The 24,835-nt window shown below is 44.6% G+C and carries 25 protein-coding genes, 1 pseudogene and 2 riboswitches; of the genes and pseudogenes, 13 read left to right on the plus strand and 13 right to left on the minus strand.

Translation table 11 applies throughout. The features are described 5' to 3' along the window. The first annotated feature begins 177 nt into the window (after positions 1-177). Complete coding sequence (locus MKHDV_RS10885) at positions 178-1,161, plus strand: GlxA family transcriptional regulator (RefSeq protein WP_160715209.1); 984 nt, start codon at positions 178-180, stop codon at positions 1,159-1,161. Then, positions 1,158-1,751, plus strand: a complete 594-nt coding sequence (locus tag MKHDV_RS10890; protein WP_160715211.1) for a DJ-1/PfpI family protein — start codon at positions 1,158-1,160, stop codon at positions 1,749-1,751. The genes MKHDV_RS10885 and MKHDV_RS10890 overlap by 4 nt, the downstream gene beginning before the upstream one ends. Before the next feature lie 177 nt (positions 1,752-1,928). Here MKHDV_RS10890 and metK read toward each other — a convergent pair whose 3' ends face one another. Genes metK through panC form a run of 3 tightly spaced genes read right to left on the minus strand, consistent with a single transcriptional unit; the run spans position 1,929 to position 4,664 of the window. Continuing rightward, positions 1,929-3,098 (minus strand): methionine adenosyltransferase, encoded by a 1,170-nt coding sequence (gene metK / locus MKHDV_RS10895; protein ID WP_160715277.1) that lies wholly within the window; start codon positions 3,096-3,098, stop codon positions 1,929-1,931. Between the two features lie 16 nt (positions 3,099-3,114). Next, entirely contained in the window at positions 3,115-3,804 is a 690-nt protein-coding gene (locus tag MKHDV_RS10900) for a DUF502 domain-containing protein (protein ID WP_160715214.1), read from the minus strand. 11 nt (positions 3,805-3,815) lie between these two features. Next, positions 3,816-4,664 (minus strand): pantoate--beta-alanine ligase, encoded by an 849-nt coding sequence (gene panC, locus MKHDV_RS10905; RefSeq protein ID WP_160715216.1) that lies wholly within the window; start codon positions 4,662-4,664, stop codon positions 3,816-3,818. Between the two features lie 173 nt (positions 4,665-4,837). Between panC and MKHDV_RS10910 the strand changes: the two genes are divergently transcribed. Both MKHDV_RS10910 and MKHDV_RS10915 read left to right on the plus strand, forming a co-directional pair. Next, a complete protein-coding gene (locus tag MKHDV_RS10910; protein ID WP_160715218.1) occupies positions 4,838-5,437 on the plus strand; it encodes a hypothetical protein in 600 nt (199 codons plus the stop codon). A 356-nt stretch (positions 5,438-5,793) separates the two neighbouring features. Beyond that, positions 5,794-6,057 (plus strand): RNA-binding protein, encoded by a 264-nt coding sequence (locus MKHDV_RS10915; RefSeq protein ID WP_160715220.1) that lies wholly within the window; start codon positions 5,794-5,796, stop codon positions 6,055-6,057. Between the two features lie 59 nt (positions 6,058-6,116). On the opposite strand, the gene MKHDV_RS10920 is transcribed toward MKHDV_RS10915, so the two are convergent. Continuing rightward, entirely contained in the window at positions 6,117-6,878 is a 762-nt protein-coding gene (locus MKHDV_RS10920) for an ABC transporter substrate-binding protein (RefSeq protein ID WP_160715222.1), read from the minus strand. Positions 6,879-7,000: 122 nt separating this feature from the next. On the opposite strand from MKHDV_RS10920, the gene MKHDV_RS10925 reads away from it, so the two are divergent. Continuing rightward, the gene (locus MKHDV_RS10925) at positions 7,001-7,612 is read left to right on the plus strand and encodes a DUF2238 domain-containing protein (protein WP_160715224.1); all 612 of its coding nucleotides are present in this window, start codon (positions 7,001-7,003) and stop codon (positions 7,610-7,612) included. Between the two features lie 184 nt (positions 7,613-7,796). Here MKHDV_RS10925 and MKHDV_RS10930 read toward each other — a convergent pair whose 3' ends face one another. Further along, entirely contained in the window at positions 7,797-8,774 is a 978-nt protein-coding gene (locus tag MKHDV_RS10930) for a permease (RefSeq protein WP_254060459.1), read from the minus strand. Between the two features lie 255 nt (positions 8,775-9,029). Then, a complete protein-coding gene (locus tag MKHDV_RS10935) occupies positions 9,030-9,371 on the minus strand; it encodes a metalloregulator ArsR/SmtB family transcription factor (RefSeq protein WP_160715226.1) in 342 nt (113 codons plus the stop codon). A gap of 200 nt (positions 9,372-9,571) precedes the next feature. Here MKHDV_RS10935 and MKHDV_RS10940 point away from each other — a divergent pair, with 200 nt between their 5' ends. Beyond that, entirely contained in the window at positions 9,572-10,204 is a 633-nt protein-coding gene (locus MKHDV_RS10940) for an HD domain-containing protein (protein ID WP_160715228.1), read from the plus strand. 224 nt (positions 10,205-10,428) lie between these two features. Here MKHDV_RS10940 and MKHDV_RS10945 read toward each other — a convergent pair whose 3' ends face one another. The 4 genes and pseudogenes from MKHDV_RS10945 to MKHDV_RS10960 all read right to left on the minus strand — a co-directional run bounded on the left by MKHDV_RS10945 (position 10,429) and on the right by MKHDV_RS10960 (position 14,293). Then, complete coding sequence (locus MKHDV_RS10945; RefSeq protein ID WP_160715230.1) at positions 10,429-10,740, minus strand: hypothetical protein; 312 nt, start codon at positions 10,738-10,740, stop codon at positions 10,429-10,431. Between the two features lie 248 nt (positions 10,741-10,988). Further along, positions 10,989-11,231 carry a hypothetical protein gene (locus tag MKHDV_RS10950; RefSeq protein WP_160715232.1) on the minus strand — a complete coding sequence of 81 codons (243 nt, stop codon included), beginning with the start codon at positions 11,229-11,231 and terminating at the stop codon, positions 10,989-10,991. A 25-nt stretch (positions 11,232-11,256) separates the two neighbouring features. Then, positions 11,257-13,003 (minus strand): annotated as a pseudogene (locus MKHDV_RS10955) (YeiH family protein). A gap of 462 nt (positions 13,004-13,465) precedes the next feature. Continuing rightward, positions 13,466-14,293, minus strand: a complete 828-nt coding sequence (locus MKHDV_RS10960) for a LysR family transcriptional regulator (protein WP_160715234.1) — start codon at positions 14,291-14,293, stop codon at positions 13,466-13,468. Positions 14,294-14,459: 166 nt separating this feature from the next. Here MKHDV_RS10960 and MKHDV_RS10965 point away from each other — a divergent pair, with 166 nt between their 5' ends. Further along, entirely contained in the window at positions 14,460-15,182 is a 723-nt protein-coding gene (locus tag MKHDV_RS10965; protein WP_160715236.1) for an SDR family oxidoreductase, read from the plus strand. A gap of 406 nt (positions 15,183-15,588) precedes the next feature. On the opposite strand, the gene MKHDV_RS10970 is transcribed toward MKHDV_RS10965, so the two are convergent. Further along, a complete protein-coding gene (locus MKHDV_RS10970) occupies positions 15,589-17,304 on the minus strand; it encodes a YcaO-like family protein (RefSeq protein ID WP_254060460.1) in 1,716 nt (571 codons plus the stop codon). A gap of 186 nt (positions 17,305-17,490) precedes the next feature. Here MKHDV_RS10970 and MKHDV_RS10975 point away from each other — a divergent pair, with 186 nt between their 5' ends. The 4 genes from MKHDV_RS10975 to MKHDV_RS10990 all read left to right on the plus strand — a co-directional run bounded on the left by MKHDV_RS10975 (position 17,491) and on the right by MKHDV_RS10990 (position 21,700). Next, a complete protein-coding gene (locus tag MKHDV_RS10975; protein WP_160715238.1) occupies positions 17,491-18,342 on the plus strand; it encodes a deoxyribonuclease IV in 852 nt (283 codons plus the stop codon). Positions 18,343-18,892: 550 nt separating this feature from the next. After that, positions 18,893-19,414 (plus strand): YgjV family protein, encoded by a 522-nt coding sequence (locus MKHDV_RS10980; protein ID WP_160715240.1) that lies wholly within the window; start codon positions 18,893-18,895, stop codon positions 19,412-19,414. 289 nt (positions 19,415-19,703) lie between these two features. Beyond that, positions 19,704-20,261, plus strand: coding sequence for a NapC/NirT family cytochrome c (locus MKHDV_RS10985; protein ID WP_160715242.1), 558 nt, complete (start codon positions 19,704-19,706; stop codon positions 20,259-20,261). A 44-nt stretch (positions 20,262-20,305) separates the two neighbouring features. Next, positions 20,306-21,700 (plus strand): multiheme c-type cytochrome, encoded by a 1,395-nt coding sequence (locus MKHDV_RS10990; RefSeq protein ID WP_254060461.1) that lies wholly within the window; start codon positions 20,306-20,308, stop codon positions 21,698-21,700. Positions 21,701-21,953: 253 nt separating this feature from the next. Here the strand turns inward: MKHDV_RS10990 and MKHDV_RS10995 are convergent, their stop codons facing one another. Next, a complete protein-coding gene (locus tag MKHDV_RS10995) occupies positions 21,954-22,403 on the minus strand; it encodes a hypothetical protein (RefSeq protein WP_160715244.1) in 450 nt (149 codons plus the stop codon). 105 nt (positions 22,404-22,508) lie between these two features. Then, the gene (locus tag MKHDV_RS11000) at positions 22,509-23,198 is read right to left on the minus strand and encodes a hypothetical protein (RefSeq protein ID WP_160715246.1); all 690 of its coding nucleotides are present in this window, start codon (positions 23,196-23,198) and stop codon (positions 22,509-22,511) included. 289 nt (positions 23,199-23,487) lie between these two features. Then, positions 23,488-23,592: riboswitch (TPP riboswitch) on the plus strand. An 86-nt stretch (positions 23,593-23,678) separates the two neighbouring features. After that, positions 23,679-23,781, plus strand: a riboswitch (TPP riboswitch). Positions 23,782-23,845: 64 nt separating this feature from the next. Between MKHDV_RS11000 and thiS the strand changes: the two genes are divergently transcribed. Together thiS and MKHDV_RS11010 are read left to right on the plus strand one after the other, a co-directional pair. Then, a complete protein-coding gene (gene thiS / locus MKHDV_RS11005) occupies positions 23,846-24,046 on the plus strand; it encodes a sulfur carrier protein ThiS (RefSeq protein ID WP_160715248.1) in 201 nt (66 codons plus the stop codon). Continuing rightward, positions 24,046-24,834 carry a thiazole synthase gene (locus MKHDV_RS11010; RefSeq protein WP_160715250.1) on the plus strand — a complete coding sequence of 263 codons (789 nt, stop codon included), beginning with the start codon at positions 24,046-24,048 and terminating at the stop codon, positions 24,832-24,834. The genes thiS and MKHDV_RS11010 overlap by 1 nt, the downstream gene beginning before the upstream one ends. Position 24,835: the final 1 nt, after the last annotated feature.

Here is a 24,835-nt window from a genome sequence, read left to right on the forward strand (position 1 = left end):
GATTACAAATTAGTAAGGGTGATTACAGTTGTATTTTTATGCTTTTGAATATGCAAATGGAGTTTGAAGTTGGAACTTGGCAGAAAAAGCATAAACTATGTCATTGTAGACAAAATGATGGCTTGTTAAAACAAACCTCAGAACGGTTGTGCCAGTGCTATTAGTGAGGAGTGGTTTATGCGTAAAAAAATAGAAGTCATAGTTTTTGATGGTGCGTTGCCATTGGATATATCCGGAGCAACCGCGGTCTTTTCAGCCGCTACAGCTTTGTTGCAGGAAGCAGGCTTGGGTGGCGGATATGATTTTTGCTATGCTGCCAAAGAGTTGGGCACATTTACTTTGGATGGAAATTTTCCAATGTGCATTGATTCAGTCATCGGTGAAACCGGCTATAACGATATGCTTTTAATTCCCGGTGGACTTGGAGTTGATTCGGCAATTGCGGATGTTGAATTTATGAAAAAGGTTCATCTTGCCGTGAGTGCCAGTTCACAAGTTATTTCTGTGTGCACAGGCTCCGGCATTCTTGCGGCAACAGGAATATTGGATGGGCGAACGGCAGCAACGCATTGGCGAATGACTTCAGAATTTTCAATAAGGTATCCGAAGGTGCATTTCGATTCGAGTGTGTTGTTTCAACGCGACGGACATGTGTACACAAGTGCCGGAGTTTCTACAGGGATAGATTTAGCGCTCTCAATTGTAGAAGAAGATTTTGGACACGAATTGGCAATGCGTGTGGCGCGGCTGTTGGTGGTTTATTACCGTAGACCGGGCTGGCAAACTCAGTTTAGCCCTTTGTTGGAAGCGCAGACTCGTTTGACGAAACGTTTTGCTAAGCTTCAAGAATGGATATTACAAAATTTTTCTCAAAAGCTTTCTGTAGAGCTGCTCGCAGAGAAAGCTGGTATGAGCTCTCGAAATTTCGCGCGCGTATTTGGAAAGGAAACCGGAAAAACTCCGGGTAAATATGTTGAAGAGGTCCGACTGGAGCACGCTCGTGCCATGTTGGACGCTGGGGAATGCTACTTTGATCACGTTGCGCTTATCTCTGGTTTCGGACGTGAGGAAAGAATGCGAAGGGCATTTATTCGAACGTTCGGCGTTTCACCACGACAATACAGATCGCACTTTTCAGTGGCGAAAGAGAGAGTTGAATGAGTATTTCATATGGAATGTATATATATGATAATGTAGCAAATCTTGACTACATTGGCGCACATGAAGCTTTTGGTATCTCCTTGTACCTTTTAGGAGAGGGGAAATTGTTTACCGTGGCAGAAGATGCACGGCCAATTGCGAGTGCCACTGGTTTACAGGTGTTGCCAGATTACACCTTTGAAAATGCACCGGATGTTGATGTGCTGTTAGTCCCGGGTGCCATGGACTTGGGTTCTGCGTTAAAAAGTACAAAAGCACTGAGCTGGATTAAAAAAGTTTCTCAAACAGCTAAATACACCACGGCGGTTTGTACGGGTGCACTTATTTTGCAGAAGGCAGAATTGTTAAAAAATAAAAAGGCTACAACTCACTGGCAGCTTATTCCCGAATTGCAGAAAGATGAGTCGGTCACAGTGCTGCCAGACATGCGTTATGTCCGTGATGGAAATATTGTTACAGCACAGGGGGTATCTGCCGGGATTGATATGGCGTTATGGTTGCTTGGGCAGTTACATACTCATGATCATGCCCGCGAAGTACGCCGTATTCTACAGTATGATCCAGCACCACCGTATACGGCGGAAGTGTAGTATCTCTGTGAAACGTAGTTTCATGTAATTGTATGAGAGGGTGTTCCTTATCATGTGATGAGAACGGAATGTCTTTTTGCCGGAAAGCGTCTACGAAAACATACGGGTAACTAGTTAGAATAAAAAAAGGGTGGAGCCAAAAGCTCCACCCTTTTTATTTTGCAATATAAACAGCAGCTATACTTTCGCAGCAGTGCGAAGTGCGTCAATTGCGTCAGTTGCTTCCCAGCGGAATTCAGGAAGCTCACGACCAAAGTGACCGTAGCATGCAGTTTTTTTGTAGATAGGACGTTTGAGGTCAAGAGTCTTGCTGATACCGTAAGGACGCAGGTCGAATACTTCCTTAACAGCGTTAGTCAGAATTTCGTCTGGAATCTCAGAAGTGCCGAAAGATGTAGCAAGAACAGATACAGGTTCAGCAACGCCGATAACGTAAGCAATCTGAACTTCACAAGTAGGTGCGAGGCCAGCTGCAACAACGTTTTTAGCAATGTAACGACCCATGTAGGCAGCAGAACGGTCTACCTTGGAAGGATCTTTACCGGAGAATGCGCCGCCGCCATGATGACCCATGCCGCCGTATGTATCCTGAATGATTTTACGGCCAGTAAGACCGCAGTCACCCATAGGGCCGCCGATTACAAAACGACCGGTGGTGTTGATGAAGATACGGGTAGCGCTGTCGAGGAGCTCTGCAGGAAGAGTTTTATTGATAACTTCTTCACGAATGCCTTCAACGATGTCGTCCTGAGATACGCCGTCTTTGTGCTGGGAAGAAATAACAACGGTATCGATGCGGGTCGGTTTGCCGTCGAGGTATTCAAAAGAAACTTCTGTTTTACCATCAGGGCGGAGGAAGTCGAGATCGTTGTCTTTACGTGCAGCGGTGAGGCGCTCGGAAAGTTTGTGGGACCAGTAAATTGGAGCTGGCATGAGGGTTGGTGTTTCGTTACATGCGTAACCGAACATCATGCCCTGGTCGCCTGCACCCTGATCTTCAGGAGCGGTCTGATCAACACCCTGTGCGATGTCTGGAGACTGTTTATCAATAGAGGAGATAACTGCACAAGTGTCAGCATCAAAGCCCATGTCAGAGCTTGTGTAGCCGATTTCACGGATGGTATCACGAACTACGGTAGGGAAGTCCGCGTAGCCAGTGGTGCTGATTTCACCAGCAATAACAGCCATGCCAGTAGTAACAAGAGTTTCACAAGCAACACGACACTCAGGGTCCTGAGCCATGATGGTGTCAAGAATTGCATCAGAAATCGCGTCAGCAACTTTATCCGGGTGACCTTCAGTAACAGACTCAGAGGTAAAGTGGTATTTACCCTTGTTGTTGATCATCATTATGGAAGCTCCTCTAATCAGATGATGTTTTTGTATTCAAATTCTTTTTATGTTTCAGTTCAGGTGATTCAGGATTAAGAATACCGCCTGAAATGAGAATCTTAAATGCATCTTCGACGGAAAGATCAAGCTTGATGGTGTCCTCTTGCGGAACCATCAGATAAAAACCGGAAGTAGGGTTCGGTGTTGTAGGAACGAATACGTTCAGCACCTTCTCTTCCGTTTTTCGTTGAATTTCACCAACGGCGATACCTGTAACAAACGCCAAAGCGTATAGCCTAGGGCGTGGATATTCAATAAGAACAACTTGTTTAAACTCTTTCGCAGGACGTTTAAAGACGCTAATGAAAAGTTGATTCGTTGCAGCGTAAAACCGGTTTATTCCCGGAAGCTTAAGAATTATTTTTTCAATCGTACGTGCGACTACTTTCCCTACATAGTTGCGAACCAGCAAGCCGGTGCATACTAAAATAATAAAAACAAGTATGATACCTGTTCCGGTTTCGGGGATTCCTAAATATTCAGGAAGCCTCATGGAGTCCGGTACCCATTTCCAAGCACCGTCTGCCCATCTTAGAAGGACACGGAGTATAAAGACTGTTACGACAATGGGCGCAAGAAAAAGAAAACCGGCAATAAGATTAACACGTAAAAAGTACTTTAGGTGCTGCCATGGGGTTCGCTTTTTCGGCGTTTTGGTCATGGTTTCTCCGTTTACAGGTAGAATGGCCAGTTGTCTAATAGTCTTGCTTTTCCGACGAACACAGCTACTGCGCAGCGTGCTTTATCGGTAATCTTTGTGATCGGTTCGATAGAATCCGGATCAATAAATTCGAGATAATCTTCTTTGCCTAGTGGTAGATGTTTGTTCCAGTACTCACGGATAACAGCCTTAAGCTGTTCAACATCGCGCTCGCCCTGTGTAAAAGCATCTGCACCGGCTCGTATTCCAGCATTAATATGCTTGGCTTGCGCGCGTTCCTCTGGTGTGAGGTATGCATTACGGGAACTCATTGCAAGACCATCATTTTCTCGAACAAGTGGACCATTAATGATAGTGGTCGGCAGGTTCAAATCTCGGGTCATGCGTCGGATAATTGCAAGCTGCTGCCAGTCCTTTTCGCCGAATACAGCGTATTCAGGCAGGGTTAGTATCAATAGTTTTGTAACTACAGTAGATACTCCCCTAAAATGTGTTGGACGGCTGGTAGAGCATAGACCTTGAGCAAGCTGTGGTACTTCTACCCATGTTGCATGGTCTTCAGCATACATGCTTCCCGGCTCAGGGATAAACAAAATATCTGCACCCAGTTCACGGGCTGTATTGGCGTCCTCTTCGTGATTTTTCGGGTACGCATCAAGGTCTTCATTTGCACCGAACTGAGTCGGATTCACAAAGAGAGTTACAATGAGTTTATCCGACTTTTCACGACCAATGCGCATAAGGTTTTTATGCCCTTCATGGAAGTAGCCCATGGTTGGTACAAGACCAACTTTAACGCCTTCACAGCGCCATCGGAGACAAATTTTCTGTAGTTCAGCAGGTAATGTAATTATTTGCATATCAATTTATCCAGATATATTTGAGAAATCAATATACGGATCAGAATAACTTGTCTAGTTAAAAAAGGAATAATGGGGATTATAGTTACTAACGAGTAGAGCTCTTGCTAGTGCAAATTGTTTGTGTCACATCAGACAATGTAAAAGATTTTAGAGAGAGGACATACTGCCAGATGGAAGCTTTGTTTCAAGGTAAATTGGATAATTTTTGTGCATTATATGCAGTACTTAATGCAATGCAACGAACTCACGGCATTAGTCACTGGGAAGCGCGTAAGCTGTTCCATGCAGGACTGATGAGCCTTTCACAGGACGTTGAAAGCTGGGAAAAAATCGTATGCAACCGCACTGACTACATTGCGGAAATACAGTCCTTTATAAAAGTGATTCGTAACGAAGGTTCGCCAATACACTATACACAACCTTTTCCAGATGGGAAGGCCAGTATTGCTGATGTGCTTGATGTGGTTCGCGAATGGAGCCCTGTTGATAAACATAAGGGGCCAACTTTGTTCGAACAGGCGGGAGGCAAGGGAGTTGTTTTGCAGTTTAAACGCTATTTGCCATTCCGTGGTGCACCACTGATTAGCCACTGGACTGCTGTGAAGGAATATGCGGGTAGTGAGATTCGTTTTGTTGATTCCAGTTTAGAGAAAACTGCAACACACGCACTACCGGAAAATGGCTTTTGCACCCGTGAAGAAGAATTGAAGCAAGGTCGACTTTTTTTGATTGATCCAGCGACAATTTATTTATTAGAATCAAATAATTAGATTCTAATTCTTAAATTAAAAATATATTGCTATAGATTTTGTTAGATTCTCAAAGAAAGTGCCCCTTTTATTTTTTGTATTGAGAATTAGTATTTGAAATATTTTATTTTCAAATGCTTGGCAGTTGTGTTACAAGTGTACTCTCGAGTGTCAGCAAGCTTCGGCTTTAGGTTGTGCCTCGATTTTTAGACAAATGTTAAAGCGTGGTGTGCCGTAGGCAATTACGTTATGCATAGGCAGATTGCAGTTTGTTCTAATTTCTGCCGTTGTTTTGGAGAAGGACTGGATCCATATGGGGTTCACTTCTTTTGTAGGTGCGCACGCGCATCTTGTTTTTTATTTTTTGGAGTTTTTTCGTGTCTAAGAATATCTATGTTGGCAACCTTGCCTGGTCTGTTGGTGATGATGATTTGCGTGGCCTTTTTCAGGGTTACGGTGAAGTTATCTCTGCTCGTGTAGTTGAAGATCGCGAAACCGGCCGCTCCCGTGGTTTCGGTTTTGTTGAAATGGAAGACAACGGCGCTCAGGAAGCTATTGATGCACTCAATGGTAGCGAGCACGATGGTCGTAGCCTCAAAGTTAACGAAGCTCGTCCACGCGAACGTCGTCCTCGTTACTAAGCTATAGTTACAGTGAAAGCCCACCATTGGTGGGCTTTTTTTTTTATGCTTTTTTCAGACTATAGCTTGGGATAATAGTTGTTATAGATTTCTATTGCTTCTTTTGAATCAGCAAACGTGTTCATTGCTTCTTGGAAGTGATCTATAAACTCTTGAGGCACAGCGTCGTTAAATATGAAGCCGTTAGGGGTCTTAGCAACAATCTTGAGCACTCTCAGCTTTGAGGAATCTCCGCCGATTAGTCGATAATTATAGAGTATGTTGGGAATGCTTCCGACAATAAGTGGAGCGCGTCCTTTAAAGAATTTTTTCACACTACAGGGAAAGGTCGTACCGAAGTCGAAGTTTTTATCCATGTACCCCTGCTTGCGGAGTAGAGGCAATATGCTCGCAGCTTTTGGTACGCACATTCGGGCGCGTTTAATATGATCAGGTGTCGAAAAGAGTTTTTCGTTTCGTTTATGTGTGAGAATAGCTACGGAAAATAGAACGGGTGTTGTGACGTAACGATACCTTTTCTTTCGCTCTTCCGTCATTGCTACAGGGAAAAGGCACGTTGGCGTGCTGGAATCGAAATTTTTGATAGAGCGAGGCCAAGGCTGAACTTTGATTTCGTGCTCTGGCATACCCATGTACTTCCAGAGTCGTTTCACCACTTCTATATTGTACCCTTTTAAATTACCATTCTGAGTATATACAATGGGTGGTAGGCTCTCTGTAATGAAGAGCACAGGTTCACTGTGTGCAGAACGCGGTATGATGAAAAAGAACGCACAGCATAGAACTGTACATGCTAAACTAAAACGAAATCGTAGCTGCATAACGTGCCCCATTGTATCTATGCTGAACGATGATTTGGTGTGTTAAATGTAGTAGTTTTGTACTATAGGCTCCAAATGATTTTGGCAATACATTATCGTGAAACACTACTTTGGAGGAAATCATGGGTCGAATATTTACTGCACAAAATTTTCCATTCATTCTTGCCGCGGTCTTTACAATTTTTTTTGGTGTAATGGGCATAGCTCCTGTTTCAAGAGAAGTATGGATTGCGGAAGTTATCCCTGTTGCAGCAATTTTCATTTTACTTTGTGTCACGTTTCCATTTTTTAGATTTTCAAACGTGTCATATGGCCTAATGGCGTTTTGGCTGTTTTGGCATACAATAGGCGGGCATTACACTTTTGCAGGCGTGCCTTTTGAATGGGTGACAGATCTTTTTGGGTTTGAACGTAACCACTTTGATAGGATCGGGCATTTTTCTGTAGGATTCTATGCATACCCGATTGCGGAATTGTTTATTCGTAGAAAACTCGCGGGACCGATAGTTACAACTCTTTTTGCATTATTCACCATCATGTCCATTGCGGCAGCATATGAGATTATCGAATGGCAATATGCTGTGCTTGAAGGCGGCACAGCTGGCATTGAGTTTCTCGGAAGTCAGGGAGACATTTGGGATGCGCAGAAAGATATGCTTGCAGACACCCTTGGAGCAGTTGTTACACTGATTTTGTTCTGGGTCTTTGGTAAGCGGTGGGGAAGTCGCGGTTAGCTTCATCTACAAATAAGACATTCGTTGTATGCAAGTCTTTACAAATTTTGACAGTTTATGAATGTTGGCTTTTGATTTATCTTGAATAAAAAAACGGCATGGAATCTTCCATGCCGTTTTTTTGTTTTCTATGATGTGAATTTTGTTAACTAGCTAAGTTGACGAGTAAAGTTAATTAGCAAGACTAAATAACAATGTTAAATAAGAAGCCAACAACCAGAATGCCGGAAGCAACAATGGCTACGTAGATAGTGATCAGCTTTACGCTAAGTACTTTTCTAAGAATAACCATTTCAGGAAGACTGAGTGCTACAACAGACATCATAAATGCAAGTGCGGTACCCAGTGCAGCGCCTTTGCCTAGCAAGGCAGAGACAATAGGGATAATGCCTGCGGCACTGGCATACATCGGTACGCCGATAGCAACAGCGGCAGGGACGCTCCACCATGCATCTTTACCCATAATAGATGCCATTGCACCTTCTGGAACATAGCCGTGGATACCGGCACCGATTGCGATACCAATAACAATGTACAACCATGTTTTTCCCAGAATATCGACAACAGAATCCCAAGCAAAATCTAAGCGGTGAGCAAAGCTAGGGTACGATGGGGATTTGTTGGTGCCATCATCACGAATCTGACGAACCCAAGATTCCAACATGTGATCCAGTTTCATCTTGCCAAGTACCCAGCCTGCAATAACCGCAATGGTTACGCCAGTCACAAGGTACAGTGCTGCTACTTTGAATCCAAACAGACCGTACAGCAGAACTAAGGCGATTTCGTTAACCATAGGTGCGGCAATCAAAAACGAGAAGGTCACACCAAGCGGAACACCGGCTGCTACGAATCCTAAAAAGAGCGGTACAGCAGAGCAGGAGCAGAACGGCGTAATAATGCCGACACACGCTGCAATGACGTTACCAAGGGATTCTCTGCCTGTGAGATATTTACGGCTACGTTCCGGAGTAATCCACGTACGCATAACGCCAACAGCGAAAACAACCAGACTCAGCAATAGCAGAATTTTCGGAGTATCATATAAGAAGAACCGGATGGATTCTGATAGATGGCTGCCAGCTTCAACATTTGGGATCATGCCAGTCAGGACATCCGCAATAGTCGGTAACTGAGAATAGAGCAGTCCCCACCCGAGCAAGGCAATTGTTCCTACAATGCAGTAGAAGGTAAGTGAAAAACGTGCCTTTTTACCCTGAACAGGAGCAGCACCACATGCGCACGGAGATTCAAATGGATTTGTCGGCGCGCCATTGTCGGTTTTAGGAGCTCCGAAAGCCTGGGCAGCGAACTCGCCACCTTTATCTGGGTTTCAGCCATATATGGAGCAGGAACTTTTTTCTTCTTCTTTTTTGTTTGGAGGAGTGATTTCGAGTGGTTTCATGGTAGTTCCTCGCTAAAGAATGTTCTTAATTTTTTTTAAGGTTAGCAGGTTTGATTGTAGGGCCGTAAACTCTTCATCTGTTTTTATAGCTTGCTGCAGCAAATCTAAAAACGTTGAAATATACATATCAGTGCTATCTGTTGCGAGGCGATAATGCGTCCATCCGCCTGCTTTGCGGCCTATGGTAAGATCGGCATCAGTACACTGTTTTAAGTGACGGGAAATTGTAGGCTGTGCAAGGCCCATAATTTCCACAATATTACACACACACAGTTCGCCCCCGAGCAATAAGCCGAGTATGCGCACGCGTGTTGGGTCTGAAAGTGCTTTTGTGATTCTAATAAAGTTGTGCATATGTTCTCCTGAATAGCCATTTAGCAATATGGCTATATGAGCATGTTGTCAATACACATGCGTGAGAAATGTGCGGCTGTACAGTGATAGGCAAAGGGCGTATGAGTTGCGGCTACTGCTTTGACACACAAGTGTTTAAGCAATCGGTAACGAATTCAAATGAATAAGTATTGCGCATTAGTTAGCACAGGAGAGAGATGATGACAGCCTGCGATCCTCAGGTAAATTTACAAGGACGCGAGAAGCTTACCCGCCTCGCTGACTTTTTGTTTGAAGCAGGTATGCTGCGCAAAACTCCGCGTAGTGGATACCAGTTTTTAGGTTCCGGTAGTGAGAACGTCGCAGAGCACTCTTTTAGAACAGCCATTGTCGGATTTGTTCTCGCCAACGAAGCAGGTGCAGATCCCGTACATACTGCAATGATGTGCCTTTTTCATGATTTTCATGAGGCTCGTATTGGTGATTTTAACTACGTAAACCGTATTTATAACACCAGCGATCCTAAGGCTGCATTTTCTCATGCCCTTGAAGGAACAGGCCTTGAGTGTTTAGTAATGCCATACTGGGATGAGCTTGAAGAAGCGGAATCTCTGGAGGCAAAGCTTGCTCAGGATGCAGATCAGATTGATCTTATTCTGAACCTTAAAGAAGAGTTCGATCTCGGTAACAAATATGCCGGTAAATGGATGCAAGGCGCTTTGCCGCGTCTGCGTACAGAATTTGGTCGTGAGCTTGCTCAGCGAATCAGTGAAACAGACCACACCGACTGGTGGTACAAAGGCCCTGATAGTAACTGGTGGACACGTAAGAACGGTAAAAAGAAAGCTGAGTAACAACAGAGAATAGTAACGCGTGATCTGTTTCTACATGGTAGACGTTGCAGCCTATTGCTTTTCCAGGAGCGTTGTGACGGGCAGTGGTTTAACTGGATAGCGTCTGATTTCTTTTGGATACAATCCGCACTATCGGCAGCTTCAAGTTTAATTATATAGATGATAGTAAGCCACTCCTTTGGGAGTGGCTTTTTTTATGGCTTATGTAATTGAAGCAGTTGTGGTTATTTGTATTCCATCAATTCAACAGGTGCGTTGTTCTCTTCGATGAATGCAACGGTAAGCCCCTCACTTGGCGAGTTCGGCTCAATAATAACCCTTTTCCCTTCTAGCGCTTCGGTAAGGTTTTCTACAACAAAAGCGACATGTGGAACTGTTTTTACCAGTTCAGGATAAGGGGCATCGGTCTCGAAGCGCATCCACTGAATTCCGTATGGATTGTTCTCGTGATCAGTGACGTGCATCTTTAAGTGAGGAAGATGAATTTCGTCTTTTTGTGGAATATCTGTGGGGATTCCAAGATGGTTGTATTTCATGATGTCTCTTTTAGCTTGTGAAAACAAAATGGGTATGAAGTGCGGCAAAGAGTTATTTTTGAGTCGCGCGAGATGTCTTTCTAAAAAGTTAAAGGGCGGGGTGAAACCTTCGCGTTTTCTAAAGGCGGCCAGTCAATAAAATCGAAGAGGCACCAAAGGGACAACGAAGGTTATGCAATATTTTTTTGTTCTTCTATGGTGGTGGTATAAGAAAAAGGGAGCGGTTTCAACCGCTCCCTTTGATGTTGCTATTTCCCTTTCGGGAGATACGTGACTGTCGACCTTGCCCCAAGCTCGGCATCAGCAGTAATTTCAACATCAGTCCAGTAAATGGCACCGGCATTAATGTCGTTCTGCTCGATGAAGGTAGCAAGAGTGTTGGCAGATTCTACATGTTTAAGCAGCATCGGGGAGAGTACGAACATAAACAGCCAGATTATGAAAACTCCGGATGCGAACGATAGAAAGCGTTTTGCGCTGCTTTTTTGCATACGAATTATCCTTTATTGTTACACGTTAGATTTTCGCGGTAATTTCCGGGAATACCAGATAGAACATGATGTATGCCATTGTCAGTGTAAGGAGAAGGTTGAAAGTCTGACCGCAGACATACAGGATAAGCGGTTTGCCGCCTTTAAAGTAATGAGCGAGCTCGCGGAAGTTTGTCGCAAGACCGATGGATACAAAGGCAAGGCAGAAGAACCAACCTCGGAATGCTTTGGAGAAGCCACGAATTACGCCGTGGTCAACCATTGCGTACCCAACGTCTGGTCCCATTGAACCATAAATCCATGAGAAAAGAACAGAAGCGGCTAGGAAGCCGAGTACGAATTTAGGGAATCGGTACCAGATTTCCCATGCGTTTACAGAGCGCCCCGGAGTGCAATCAACACGGGTGCACCAGTAAATTGCAACACCAAATGCGGTGATACCGATGAGTACGTTCTGGATCATTTTAATGGTCGCTGCAACGTACAGTGCTTTCTGTGAAAGGAAGGCACCAGCCGCTGCAACAGCACCTGTCGCATCAATCGTACCACCCATCCATGCACCACCGAGAATAAACGGCATGTCTACAGCTTTAATGAATGCAGGCATAAGGATCATCATAATAGATGTGAAAACGAGGGAGAGACCAACCGCAAGGGTCAATTCTTCTTTTTTAGCACGACACGCTGCTGCGGTTGCGATAGCTGCGGAAACACCACAAACAGACATATCTGCCGAAATAACAATGTTTAGTGTCTTAGACGGCATTTTTACCACTTTCTGACCGAAGATGTACGTGGTGATGAGTACAATTGGTGTTACTACCCAAGCTACGAAAATGCCTGGAATGCCGATAGCGATAATTTTGCTAAAGAGAACTTCAGCACCCAAAAGAACAAGACCTGTTTTAATGAAGTATTCTGTTTGTACGGCAGGCATAACCCACTTAGGTGTACCCACTGTGTTTGAGATGAGAAGACCGAAGAGAATAGCCCATGCTGCGTACCCGATACCGAGTCCTTTCATGGTGCTTTGTTGTGCAGAAACATATGCAAGCGTGGCAATGGCGAAAACAAAAAAGAATCCGATAAAAAACTTAACAGGGCTGTGTCCCATTGCTGCGCGTCCAATGGCAAAGAAAATACCAAGGGCAACGCATAGCATGATGAGCCATGTAAGTTGGTTGTATGGAGATGCTTTTGTTTTCTTTTTAGCCTTACCGGCAGCGAACTTTTTGTTACGCCAGTCACTAATTGCGTCTGTTGCTTGTTGGTTCAGTTCTGCATTGGCAAAGTTTGCCTCAGCGGCAGCTCCCTGAGCAATGGTTGCGGCGGCAAAAGATTCATCCGCAGCTTTTTTTTACTTTTTCATACTTGGTAACAGCTTTGGCTTTTTTAGCATCAGCCTGTGTGCTGTCCATAAAGAAAGCATCGACCGGGTTTGTAGACCAGCCATGCGGTTTATTTTGGAATTTTTTAATTGTTTTTGCAATAGGAGAGGACGTTGCCTTCATGCCTTTTGCATCAGCAGCCTTGTAGTATTCAATTGTTTTAAAAGGAGCTTTGTTTGCTTCCAGTTGCATGATCGCATTAGACTCGGCAATGGTTTCACGTAAATTTTTTGGCTCATTAGGTAGATAGATAATGAGGCCGATAACGAGAATTGCAAAGCCAAGCCATATTGCCCAGTAGTCTTCGAGTTTTACTAAATCAGACCAACTGGCATACCCCTTATCGACAACAACTTCTTCTTGTTGCTTGTTTTGTTCTGCCATTACCATTCCTCCTTATTAGAAGTAGCTAGGTCATGTACGCCACAATAAACAAGGCAGTAATAATACATGCATAAGTCCCTCGTCTGCTTCATTTTTGAAAAGCAGACGGGAGATGCCTGTAGCATTACAATGCCGGATACCTCAGTAACCACGAATGCAGGTGAGCAGACAGCGTGAAGAAAGGAGAGAGGAAAATTAGACGCGAAGTATACGAGTAATCGAGCAGGAATTGTTCAGAACAGAAGGAGTACGAAAATCAGTATAGCGAAGCTCATGCTGCTAACTTACTGCATAGTATAAGAGGTAAAAGGCAGAAAATGTCAACAATTACCTGTAAATAAAAGAAAGAATACCTATAAGGATTAGAAAACAGGAAAGGCGTAGCTTAAGGTTGATGCAGGGTAGGGGGCAGGATAGAAAACGCCGGAGCTTTATTAAAAGACTCCGGCGTGGTTATTATTGTTATCGCATAAAGGTGGCCACAACTTTTGAAACAACGTCAGATGTTGTTTTATCGGCGGAATAGGTAAACCCGACACGTTTAAACATTCGTGGTGCTTTTAATGGAACTGTAACCAGATCGTATGCTGTTTCCAATACGCCGTCTGGTAAGAATGATATGCCATATCCTGCTTGTACAAGATGCATTACCTGACTCTTATGTTCACCGCTCGCGACAATATTCATACGCAATTCTGCGCAGGCTAATAGCCCGATGGTCTGCTGATGTGCCTCACATGGTGGGCATTCAATAAAATCGAATTGATGCAACTCTTCAGGTAATACAAATTCCTGATTTGCAAGTTCGTGATCTGGGCGCATACAGAGTACATAATCTTCTTCCCATAACGGAACCCATGTTTCTCCTTGGTTACGGAGAATGTCCACAGTGATTCGGATGTCACAGTCTGCATTTACATCAACCAGCCGTGGTGTGAGTCCGGGGATTTGTTGACGCATAGTTTCTAGAACATCTGCAAGGCGCTTGGGGCTTAAATCGGGAAAAACGCCTAATGTAATATGTCGCTCTTCATCGTTTCCTTTGAAGAGGCCTTCGATGCTATGTGCTTGTTCTATGAGTCGCTTAGCGCGAGGGTACAAGTGATGTGCTTCGTCGGTAATAACCACACCTTGTTTGCTGCGTATGAATAAAGAAACGCCGAGCATTTCTTCCAGCTGTTTTATGGCGCTGGAAATGGAAGGCTGAGAAACATGGCTGCGCTGAGCGGCACGTGTAATATTCTGTTCCTCAAAAACAGCAATGAAGTAGCGTAATAATCGTAAATCCATAAACACTCCCTGCCTACTGATCGATTGAATCTATATAAAATATGGTTTCATAGGCTACGCCTATCATAAACAAAAGAACTCTATATTATACAAAGGTAAAAATCGGTGTATTCTTATCCAAAATAAAAACAACGGGCACTGCCCATAATCATTTGGAGAATACATCATGACTAAACCACTCGTAGTCATTACAGGCGCAAGTTCAGGTTTCGGCGAAGCAACAGCTCGTACTTTAAGTGCAAAAGGTTTTCCGCTTCTTCTCATAGCCCGTCGCCTTGATCGACTTGAAGCATTAAATTTACCTAATACTATCTGCGCCAAGGTAGATGTAACAGATCGCGAAGCATTGGTAAAAGCTATAACCGATGCCGAAGCTACTTACGGCCCTGTAGACTGCATAGTAAACAATGCAGGCGTGATGCTGTTAGGTCAGGCTCATGAGCAGAATCCGGCAGAATGGCAAAAAATGATAGATGTTAACATGGTCGGACTTCTTAATGGTATTTACGCAGTTCTCCCAAGTATGCGTGAACGTAAGCAAGGAACAATCATAAACATTAGTTCAGTTGCCGGACGTAAAACATTTCCGAATCATGCTGTATATTGCGGAACAAAGTTTGCCGTGCACGCTATGAGCGAAAATATCCGTGAAGAAGTTGCAGCCGATAATGTTCGTGTAATCATCATCGCGCCAGGTGCAGCAGAGACTGAGCTTCTTAGCCATATCACGTCTGATACAATCAAAGACGGCTACAATCAGTGGAAAGAACAAATGGGCGGCGTGATGAGTGCTCAACATGTAGCCAACTCAATCGTATTTGCTTACGAACAGCCGCAGGCTGTATGCATCCGTGAAATCGTTCTTGCCCCGACACTTCAACAGCCATAGGCTCTAGCCAAATTATTAGCCTCTGGCGGCGCTTGTCAGCGGGGCGTCTGCGACGCTTTTGTTTGTCTCCGACGGCTGGGGAAAACCTTTCTGTAGAAAGGTTCTTCCCCAGACCCCTTTCCAAAGACTTTTATTATGCGATAAACTTTCGTTAATGAAAAAATACGCGGCTTAATTCCACTGACTTGAACAATGAAAAAGGGCTGTCCTTTAAATTAAGGACAGCCCTTTTTTTATTTTCTGAAAGGTAGTGAAGCGTAAGCCGCGAGGTTTTGGAAACAACGGGTTGGCCTCGCAAGTAAAAGTTTTAGGAGATTCTTAAGAAGCCCTTTTTCAAAAGGGTTCTTAAGCCGCCGGAGGCTCGTCGAAGACAAAAAAGCGTCGCAGACAACACGGCAGCCGACAGTTAGTCTTCCATACGCAAATAATTACTAAACAGCCTGTGGCTGACGCGAGTAAACGAGTCGAAATCTGCTGTAAGTTCCATGTTTGGAATAAGCGCTTTGACGACTGGGAACTGTAAATCTTTTCGTGCAAGCTCAACGTAGACAGGCCGCCTGTTGTTGGCGATGAGCATTTTTTCGAGCATCTGCACGTTGCGCATAGGATCTTCCATGGAGACGTTTGGAAGCTCTTCCTGCTTGCGTGTTTCGATACCACGAAGCGCTGGTGCGGATGGCGGGCTTTGCGGGTATGGATATGGTGTTTCAGTTAATGCAGATACGATGGCTCTTTTTCCATCAAGTCCGGCTCCGGTACCGCGGAATACTTCACCAAGTCTGCCCATGACGAATGCATAGTAGCAGGGGATGCCGAACTCGGTGGTTATGTCTTGAAACATGACATGTACACCGCGTGCTGAATAGTCATTAAGCAGCATGTTGAGTTTTGGATCTTCGGTGGTAAGGGTAAAGCATTCTTTTTTGTTGAACGGCTTTGTTGCTTCTGCATCACGTTCAAAGATTTCCATAAGCGCTGAAACTTTTGCTTCTTCCAGAATGTTTCCGGATGCAAGTCCGGTTGACCCCGGTGAAGAGAGTAGAGAAATCTCATCAAGGTTGCAGAACATGTAGACCATCTGCGCGGGCACAAGGATTGGCTCGTATCCTTCACCTTCGAGCTTTGGCGTGTGTCCTTCCATCCAGTAGAGTTTTTCATCTTCGTACTGAACTTCAAGAGACAGTAAATTTGGATCGAAAGCTGCGATGCCCTGTGCTGTAAGTTCAGAGTAGCGGGCATGTGTGAGCGGATGATCTTTGAGAGTGTTGACCACGCCTGCTTTGTCAAAAGAGACAAACGAAGATGAGCGCTCGACAACTTCCATGGTAAGTCCGACTCGTGCGTCATTCAGAGCCAGCCCTCGACCGTATGATGTGGCGAGGCCTTGCAGTGTGTAGTCTAGAGAACCGTTTTTAACGGCGAGATCAATGTTCCATTTGCGTAACAACGCGATAGGAGACAGGGATGCAATATGACGCATTTCAACATCGGCAAACAGTGGTGTTTTGTTCAACCGACTGAGTGCTAGGTCTGTTGTTTCTTGCGCTGGTGGGCGTGACCACGGGTTGCTGTGTGGAGTTTTTAGCAGTTCTTCACGAATCGTTGCGGCGGTTACAAATTCGTCTGTGCAAGGCTCGTAGAGCATCGGCAGATCAAAGTCTTCTGCAACATCCGGCAAGGGAAGCATTTTGTGGTCGTGGATATTTTCTTTAAACTTGGTGATCCATGCAATGTGGTCATACTTATCTTCACGCTTGAACCAGCGGATGTAGATAAGGGGAGTATATTCCTGCAACTGTTCTGAGGCATCATTAGGGAAGAGCGCCAGCGTTTTGGAGAATTTCCCGTAAAGCAGGCATGTTTCATACAGCAATGCTGCAAGAACAGGTTTGATGATTGTGTAGTCTTCTACGGCTGTTTTCAGCATCGTTTTGAATTTCTTTTGATCAAAATTCTGAACGCTGGTCAGCAGAAATTTGTGCATAAATTCGTCAAGCGGATGCTCTTCAAGGTATGCAAGTGCTTCTTCAAAAGTAATATCTGCTGGCGGTTCGCAGGAAACATATCCCACAGTGCCAACAGTATCGGAAAGATTAAATTTGTATTTCATTGATGACGACATCATATACTCCCGTATGCTATGAATGAGGCGTTATAGCGTATGTTTTTACGGTGGACAATGGATGCCGTGAACAATAAATGAATACTAACACGCTGTGCCGAGACCAATGAGAACGGTAACGACTGGACTGCGTGATTCTTTGAATTTATTTCAGCATGTATTGCTGATAGTTATAAAGGGGAAAAGATGCCAAATTTCGGTGCTCATATGTCTATTACTGGTGGGTTGGAAAAAGCTGTTGAACGTATAATGCAGGTTAACGGAACCGCCTTACAGATTTTTTCAAAAAACCAGCGACAGTGGAAATCTAAGCCGCTGGAACAAAAACAGATAGATGCTTTTCTCGAAGCCTGCGCAGTTTGGGGCGATCATCCTATTGCTGTGCATGATTCGTATTTAATTAATTTGGGCTCCCCTAAGGAAGATGGAGTCGAGAAATCTGTTGCGGCGTTTGCTCATGAGCTTGAGCGTGCTGAGCAGTTGAATATTCCGTATGTAGTGATGCACCCCGGTGCTCATTTGGGAAGTAATGTTGATGAAGCGTTGGAACGTGTTGCGAAAAATCTGGATAGAGCGTTGCTTGAGTCACGCACTGAGCGTGTAATGGTTCTGCTCGAAAATACGGCAGGGCAAGGCACAACGCTTGGCCGCTCTTTTGCTGAGCTGGCTGCTATTATACAGTATTCAGATAATGCAGACAGGATTGGTGTGTGCATTGATACTTGTCATGCGTATGCTGCTGGATACGACATCGCAACTGAAGAAGGGTACAAGGCAACCTTTGATGAATTTGAAACAACTGTCGGCATGGATCGTTTGAAGTTTATGCATGTGAATGATTCCAAAGGCGGTTTAGGAAGTCATCTTGATAGGCATGATCATATTGGACAGGGCTTACTGGGAGAAGAGACTTTTGCACGCTTGGTAAATGATCCAAGGTTTATTGATTTGCCTATGGTGCTTGAAACTCCGAAAGGAGAAGATCTTTCCGAAGATATAAAAAATCTGGAAGTCCTGCACCGATTGATTATTGCTTAAGTTGAAAAAAGTTTTTTAGTAGATATGCCAAGGGAAAATCTAGTAGTGTATAGCATAGATCGAAGTAGTACTATGTTTGCAAATCTATAGTTTCCTCAAAATAATGATATTTTTACTTGTCTTGGCGATATTCTCATTTTAGTAACTAGTTGCTGACATTATTTCTTAATGTTGAGGCGCTCAGTACACTGGTTTGTAGGGATGCATGCAGAAAGACATTTTTCGGGGGCTTAACTCGTATGTCACTGTAAATACCAGCAGTATTTTGGAGAGGATGCAGATGGTTGGGTTCTGTTTCTCTTTAGCTTTCAACGAGGAATAATGTCAGCTTTTTTTATGGATAAAAAACTACCTATAAAATATTTGTTTATGCCTGTTGTTGCGATAGAGGATAGATAGCCGAATAGATATTTTTGATGTAATGTGCAAAAAGAAAGTGGTCTGGTCTTTCTTAGAGAGCTAATTTGTCAACCACCATGGTCTACAATAGATTTCTACAGACGAGTACTGCTGTATAACGACATCCATAATTTTTTGTTTAAGGGTTATTATGACCGTATTTGCCATTTCACAGTTGCTCGTAGGCGTAGCACTCGTTTTTGATATCCTTTCTTTTCAATTTAAGAATCGAAAATATATTCTGCATTCCATTGCAATCGCCTGTTTCTTTATGGCAGCGCACTTTTTGCTTCTCGATCAGTGGACGGCAACAGTGCTTATGGCTGTTTCCGGTGCACGCTATGCTGTGAGTGGGTATACAACGGAGCGCAGATGGATGTATTTTTTCAGTGTGCTAGCTGTGGTTGGTACTGTTTGGACATATGCAGGGCTTGTCAGCATTCTTAGTTTCGGTGCAACCTTTGTGCTGACTATTGCGGCTTTTTCTAAAACAGATAAGCGGCTGCGAGAAATTACATTTTTTGGAGTAGTTCTGTGGATTGCTCATAATATTGTTGTATGGTCGCCGTCTGCCATTGGGCTTGAGAGCTTTTTCCTCATAAGTAATGTTATCGGTTACTACCGCTACTATATTCGCCCAGCCAGATTAGGGTTGGCAGTGGAACAAGAGTAACCAATTTGGTAGCTTGAGACCTGAATCATTGGATCAGGTGCCGTAATTTTTGACTACGCTTTACTGGCATTTCCAGCCCCGCATTTGTGCGGGGCTTTTTTTGTGCCCTGTGTTTATCTACGTGAAAAAAGTAATCGTACGCTTAGTGTGATGTTCAGGGTTGTTGCGAGTACGCCTGCGTATTTTTAGGAAATAAGAGCAAAAAATATAATACGTATACACCTCTAACATGGTAGTATTTATCAATTGTCTAGAGTTTACCCTTTAAATATTGGCAAAGGGGAGGTTTATGCCTCAGAGCAACGATAGGAAAAAGCGAAAAAAACTATTGTTGATAGGGGGTGTAACCGGTGTTGTATTAAGTATCGTCCTTGTTTTGGCTTCTGGTCATATGATTACACTGACGAACACTGATACCTTTTGTGTAACGTGCCACGTGATGAGACCTTTCAGGCAGGCATGGCTTGCCGGGGTTCACGGGGGGAATAACCCACAGGGGGTTGTTGCCCAATGCGTAGACTGTCATCTGCCACATGGCACTCTCGTAGAGTACGTTGCCGCCAAAGCATATACCGGTACACATGATATTATCATGAATATGATCATTGATCCCTATACGCATGATTGGGGCGCGGGGCCGAACAGTCGTGAAAACTACACGTACGACAACTCTTGTCGTAAATGTCACGCCCAGTTATTAGCCCCGAAAATGGGCATCAAGGCCATTTTAGCGCATCGCGAATACCTGAGAGAAGAGAATAAACTCCGGTGTGTTAAGTGCCACGAGCATGTGGGACATAAGGACATGATGTTCTATGTGAACAAGTATTTCAACAGGGATTCATAACTGTAGTTACGAATGGAAACCTGAAAGTGTGTGGAGGAAAAGGAATGAAGATACGGAGGACTTTGGTAACCCTACTTGGTATGGTGCTCTGTTGCATGTTGGTCGTAGGCTCTGCCGCGGCTGAGGAGAAGATGCAACAAACGACACCTAAAGCCACATCGCAAGGGGACGCTACCCTTGGAGGACTGCATAAGCAGATCCTCGTACAACGTGGTTTTTCTGAAGCGGCTAAAAAATGTATCGAATGTCACTCAAAAGCAACCCCTGGTATTGTAGATAACTGGAGAAACGGTCGCATGGCTCATGCGCAGGTTTCTTGCTACGACTGTCACGTTGTGGAAAAAACATCTCCAATGGCCAGCCAGTGTGAAGGTGTGCGTGGAACAAATATCTATACCAGCCCGATGGTATCTTCTAAGACATGTTCCCGCTGTCACCCTGTAGAAGTTTCACAGTTCCTTGAAAGCTCTCATGCTAAACCGGCATCCGAGCCAATTATGAACAACCCTACCTTCGATAAGTTGATGTACTACTACGAAGGGTTAGAGTTTGCCGGTGTTGACCGTAACAGCCCTGAAGCTATGGCTCCGCGCGCTTCCGGTTGTCAGATGTGTCATGGTACAATTATTCAGCTCGGTGCTGATAATAAGCCTATCAACATGACATGGCCTGGCGGTCCTGGTCAGCGTTATCCTGATGGTTCTGTAGGTAACTGCTCCGTGTGTCACACCCGTCATATGTTCTCCATTGCGGAAGCACGTAAGCCGGAATCATGTGGTACATGTCACCTCGGCCCTGACCATCCAAACATTGAAATTTATGACCAATCCAAGCACGGTCAGGTTTATGCTGCTCATTCAGAGAAGTGGAACTTTACTGCGGCTCCGGATACATGGGAACCAGGCGATTACGATGCACCTACCTGTGCAGTATGTCACTTGAGTGGTATCGGTGAACTGACTACCACACATAACCCTGAAACCCGTCTGAAGTGGACGCTTTACACTAAGCGCTCCGAGATTCGTGAAGGCACCCGTGGTGCCGGTGTGGAAGGCGGCAAACGCATGCGCTTAGTATGTAAGAATTGTCATTCTACACTCCATACAAATGCAACAATGGATACGCTTGATGCTTCAGTGAAGCTCTACAATATCTACTGGGATAAAGCAGTAGCTATGAAGAAGGAACTCGCTGCTAAAAACCTCCTTGGTGATGATCCTTGGAGAGATGGCTTCCAGCGTATGATGTACTACCTCTGGCACCATGAAGGCCGTCGTGCCCGTCAGGGTGCAGCAATGAACGGTCCTGACTATGCACACTGGCATGGATTCTTCCAGATGTTCCAGATGTTCATGGATATGCAGGGCATTCGTGACTGGCGTATCAAAAATGGTAAAATAGAGGAACTGAGCAACGTAGCTTGCCCTGGTCCGGACTAGTAGGTAGCTGAATAAGTATAAAGAAAGCCCGCTGTACGAGTACAGCGGGCTTTTTATATACATAACGATTTGGAAAGTAGTCACTTTAATAGGATCAAGGTCTACACTCGTTTCTTGGGGGCACCAATACGTGTTCACGAGGAACAAGCGTTACGGGTGGTGGCTCCTGTGGAGAGAGTGTCTTGTTCTTTGGAGATGTTCCTGCGGTAGTCCGTCGGAGGTCTCTATGCAGAGTTTTTCCGAAGATAACTATCTATTCAGACGGTACACCTTTGAAAGAAGGCAGCAGGGCTTTTTTAGCAAGTTTAGCATCTACTGTAAGGATTGGACCTTCTTCAGTTTCGTGCACTTTGTAATCTGTGATTACGCGCAGGTCATTTGGATGCATAACTTCTTTCTGACGAACCATTTCTTCTACAATGTCAACAAGTGTAGTTTTTGTTTCGTCAGTAAGTTCAAATTGCTCAAGAGAGCGGTGCAGGCCGTCTTCCCAGCGGTCACGCGGAAGGAATGATGCGTTCCACGCAAATACGCCAAGACCGATAGCGTTATCGTCTCCGCTTAAGCTTTCAGCTTCCGCCAGAAGCGGTTTGCAAAACTTCATTACGGTGTCGGAAAAATCGTCAGCAGTAGACGCTTTACGGCGTTTAATTGCAGCAATGCGTTTTTTAATCTTCTGTTGGTCTTTTTTGGAATTAGCCATGCGGGGCTCCTTTTTCATAAGATGTCTGCCGCGTCATAGTGTTTTTATGACAGAAGAGCAATACGCAGACATACAACCTATGGAATATTGGCGCCCGAAAATGCTCTATGACTTTTTACGATACTGCATGAATGCTGCAAGTCCGAGTAGTCCCAAAATATAGCCAATTCCACCAAAGATATCTTTCATGTTTGTTGTCGGCTGAAGAATCTGTGCATTCAGCTTTGCTACCTGTGCTTTAATTGGAACAAGTTCCTGTCGCACGGCGGTACGGATAAGTGTATCCAGCTCTGTTTTTGTCAGAGTGACAGTTGCGGCGGGAGTAGCTGTTTTTTGTTCAGATTCCTGCTCAGCTGTTCGGGGTGACGTCTGGGATGAAGCTTGAGCATTTGTATCTGTAGTAGGAGCAGTAGTTTTTGTGGAAGCTAGCTGCTCCGTTGCGACACTAACTGCGGCATCAGCAAAGTCTTCCGCTTGTAGAGTCCACGAACTCGCGTGACCTTGTCCTGCATCCAGAGTGACGACGATTGGATCTTTGGTCTTAATGGCGTCAGCGGAAAGGGGGAAGGACCATTCGCCATTACTATTCGTAATACCTTTTGCGATTACTTTCCCTGTCTTTTTATCCGTAGCGGTAACGGCACTGTTTTGTGCTTTGCTACCGCTGGAGAAAAAGGACTCAGTATGTATAGTCGTCCCTTCTGCCCATGCAAAAATATTAACTCGGTGGGCAAAGGCTGATGTGGTAAGAATACAAGTAATAATGAATGCAAAAAATATGGTTGATAGACGCATGTTGGCTCCTGCGGTGTTGTTTATTATATAGGATACAAAAGCAGGTTGAATGTGTATGTCCGGTTTAGGATAGGCGTTTTTCTCGTGTGACGTTATAGAAAAAAGTAACACGCATCAAGCTTGTTGATATAAATATGCAAGCCAATATTTTTTTTATGAATTTGAATTGTAGAGTTGAGTTTCTTCTGTTTGATTTGAATAGAGTAAGGAAATCAAGGTATTATTCCTTAAAAAATGTAATTGATCAAATAAACAGCTTTACAGGATTGTTAATACTGACTATACATGTCCGAACAGCTAGGGGGGCCTTAACGGGCTGAGAGTGAGCGTAATAGTTCTGACCCTTGAACCTGATGTGGTTTATACCACCGGAGGAAAGCAACTACGTTTCAAGAACTACAAGCTTATCCGAAGGGGTAAGCTTTTTTTTATGCCTGTAGCATAAAACGCACAGCGTTTTATGGGATACAGGGTGTGTCTACATACAGCTAGGGGAGCCTTCGGGCTGAGAGTGAACATTGCGTTCAGACCCTTTGAACCTGACGCGGTTTATACCGCCGGAGGAAGGCTGAGTACTTAACTCGTATTCTAAGCTTGCCTTCGTGCAAGCTTTTTTTATGCGATTAAAGCAGCAAAGGAACCCTACAATGCAACTAACTGTAAATGGTCAGATGCAACTGTGCAATGACGACACAACCCTGCTTGAATATCTGCAGGGCAACGGCGTGGATGTAAAAGCGGTTGTCGTGGAACTGAATCGAATCGTTGTGAAGGCTGATGATTTTGGAACTACCGTACTTACTGACGGGAATGTATTGGAAATCCTGCAATTCGTAGGAGGGGGCTAATGGAAGCGAACAACAACGACGCATTGGTTATCGGCGGAGTCAGCTTGACCAGCAGACTATTAACCGGAACCGGCAAATATGGCTCAGATACAATCATTCCTGATGTATGTGCATCGTCCGGATCTCAGGTCATCACTGTAGCGTTACGAAGAGTTGACACAAACGCGGCTACCGGGAACGTAATGCAGCACATTCCCAAGCACATGCAGTTGTTGCCGAATACTTCCGGTGCGCGCAATGCCGACGAGGCAGTACGAATTGCTCGTTTGGCGCGCGCGGCCGGATGTGGCGACTGGATTAAAATTGAAGTTATCTCCGACAATAAATATTTATTGCCGGATGGATACGAAACCGCAAAGGCAACAGAAATTCTTGCAAAAGAAGGTTTTACTGTTTTGCCGTATGTAAATGCGGATTTGTACATTGCACGCGATCTTGTGAATGCGGGTGCTGCGGCAGTTATGCCGTTAGGTGCTCCCATTGGCAGTAACCGCGGGCTGATGACAAAAGAAATGGTTCGTATTCTGATTGATGAAATTTCTTTACCGATTATTGTTGATGCAGGAATCGGCGCTCCGTCACAGGCGTGTGAAGCTATGGAAATGGGTGCAGCAGCTTGTCTGGTGAATACCGCAATTGCAGCTTCCGGTGATCCTGTGGCAATGGGGCGGGCGTTTGGTGAAGCTGTTCGAGCCGGTCGTGCTGCGTATATTGCGCAGACAGCGGCAGTCTCTACTGGTTCAGCCGATGCCTCATCTCCACTGACCGGCTTTTTAGGCGGTATGTAAT

This window comes from Halodesulfovibrio sp. MK-HDV (assembly GCF_009914765.1).
Lineage (GTDB): Bacteria > Desulfobacterota > Desulfovibrionia > Desulfovibrionales > Desulfovibrionaceae > Halodesulfovibrio.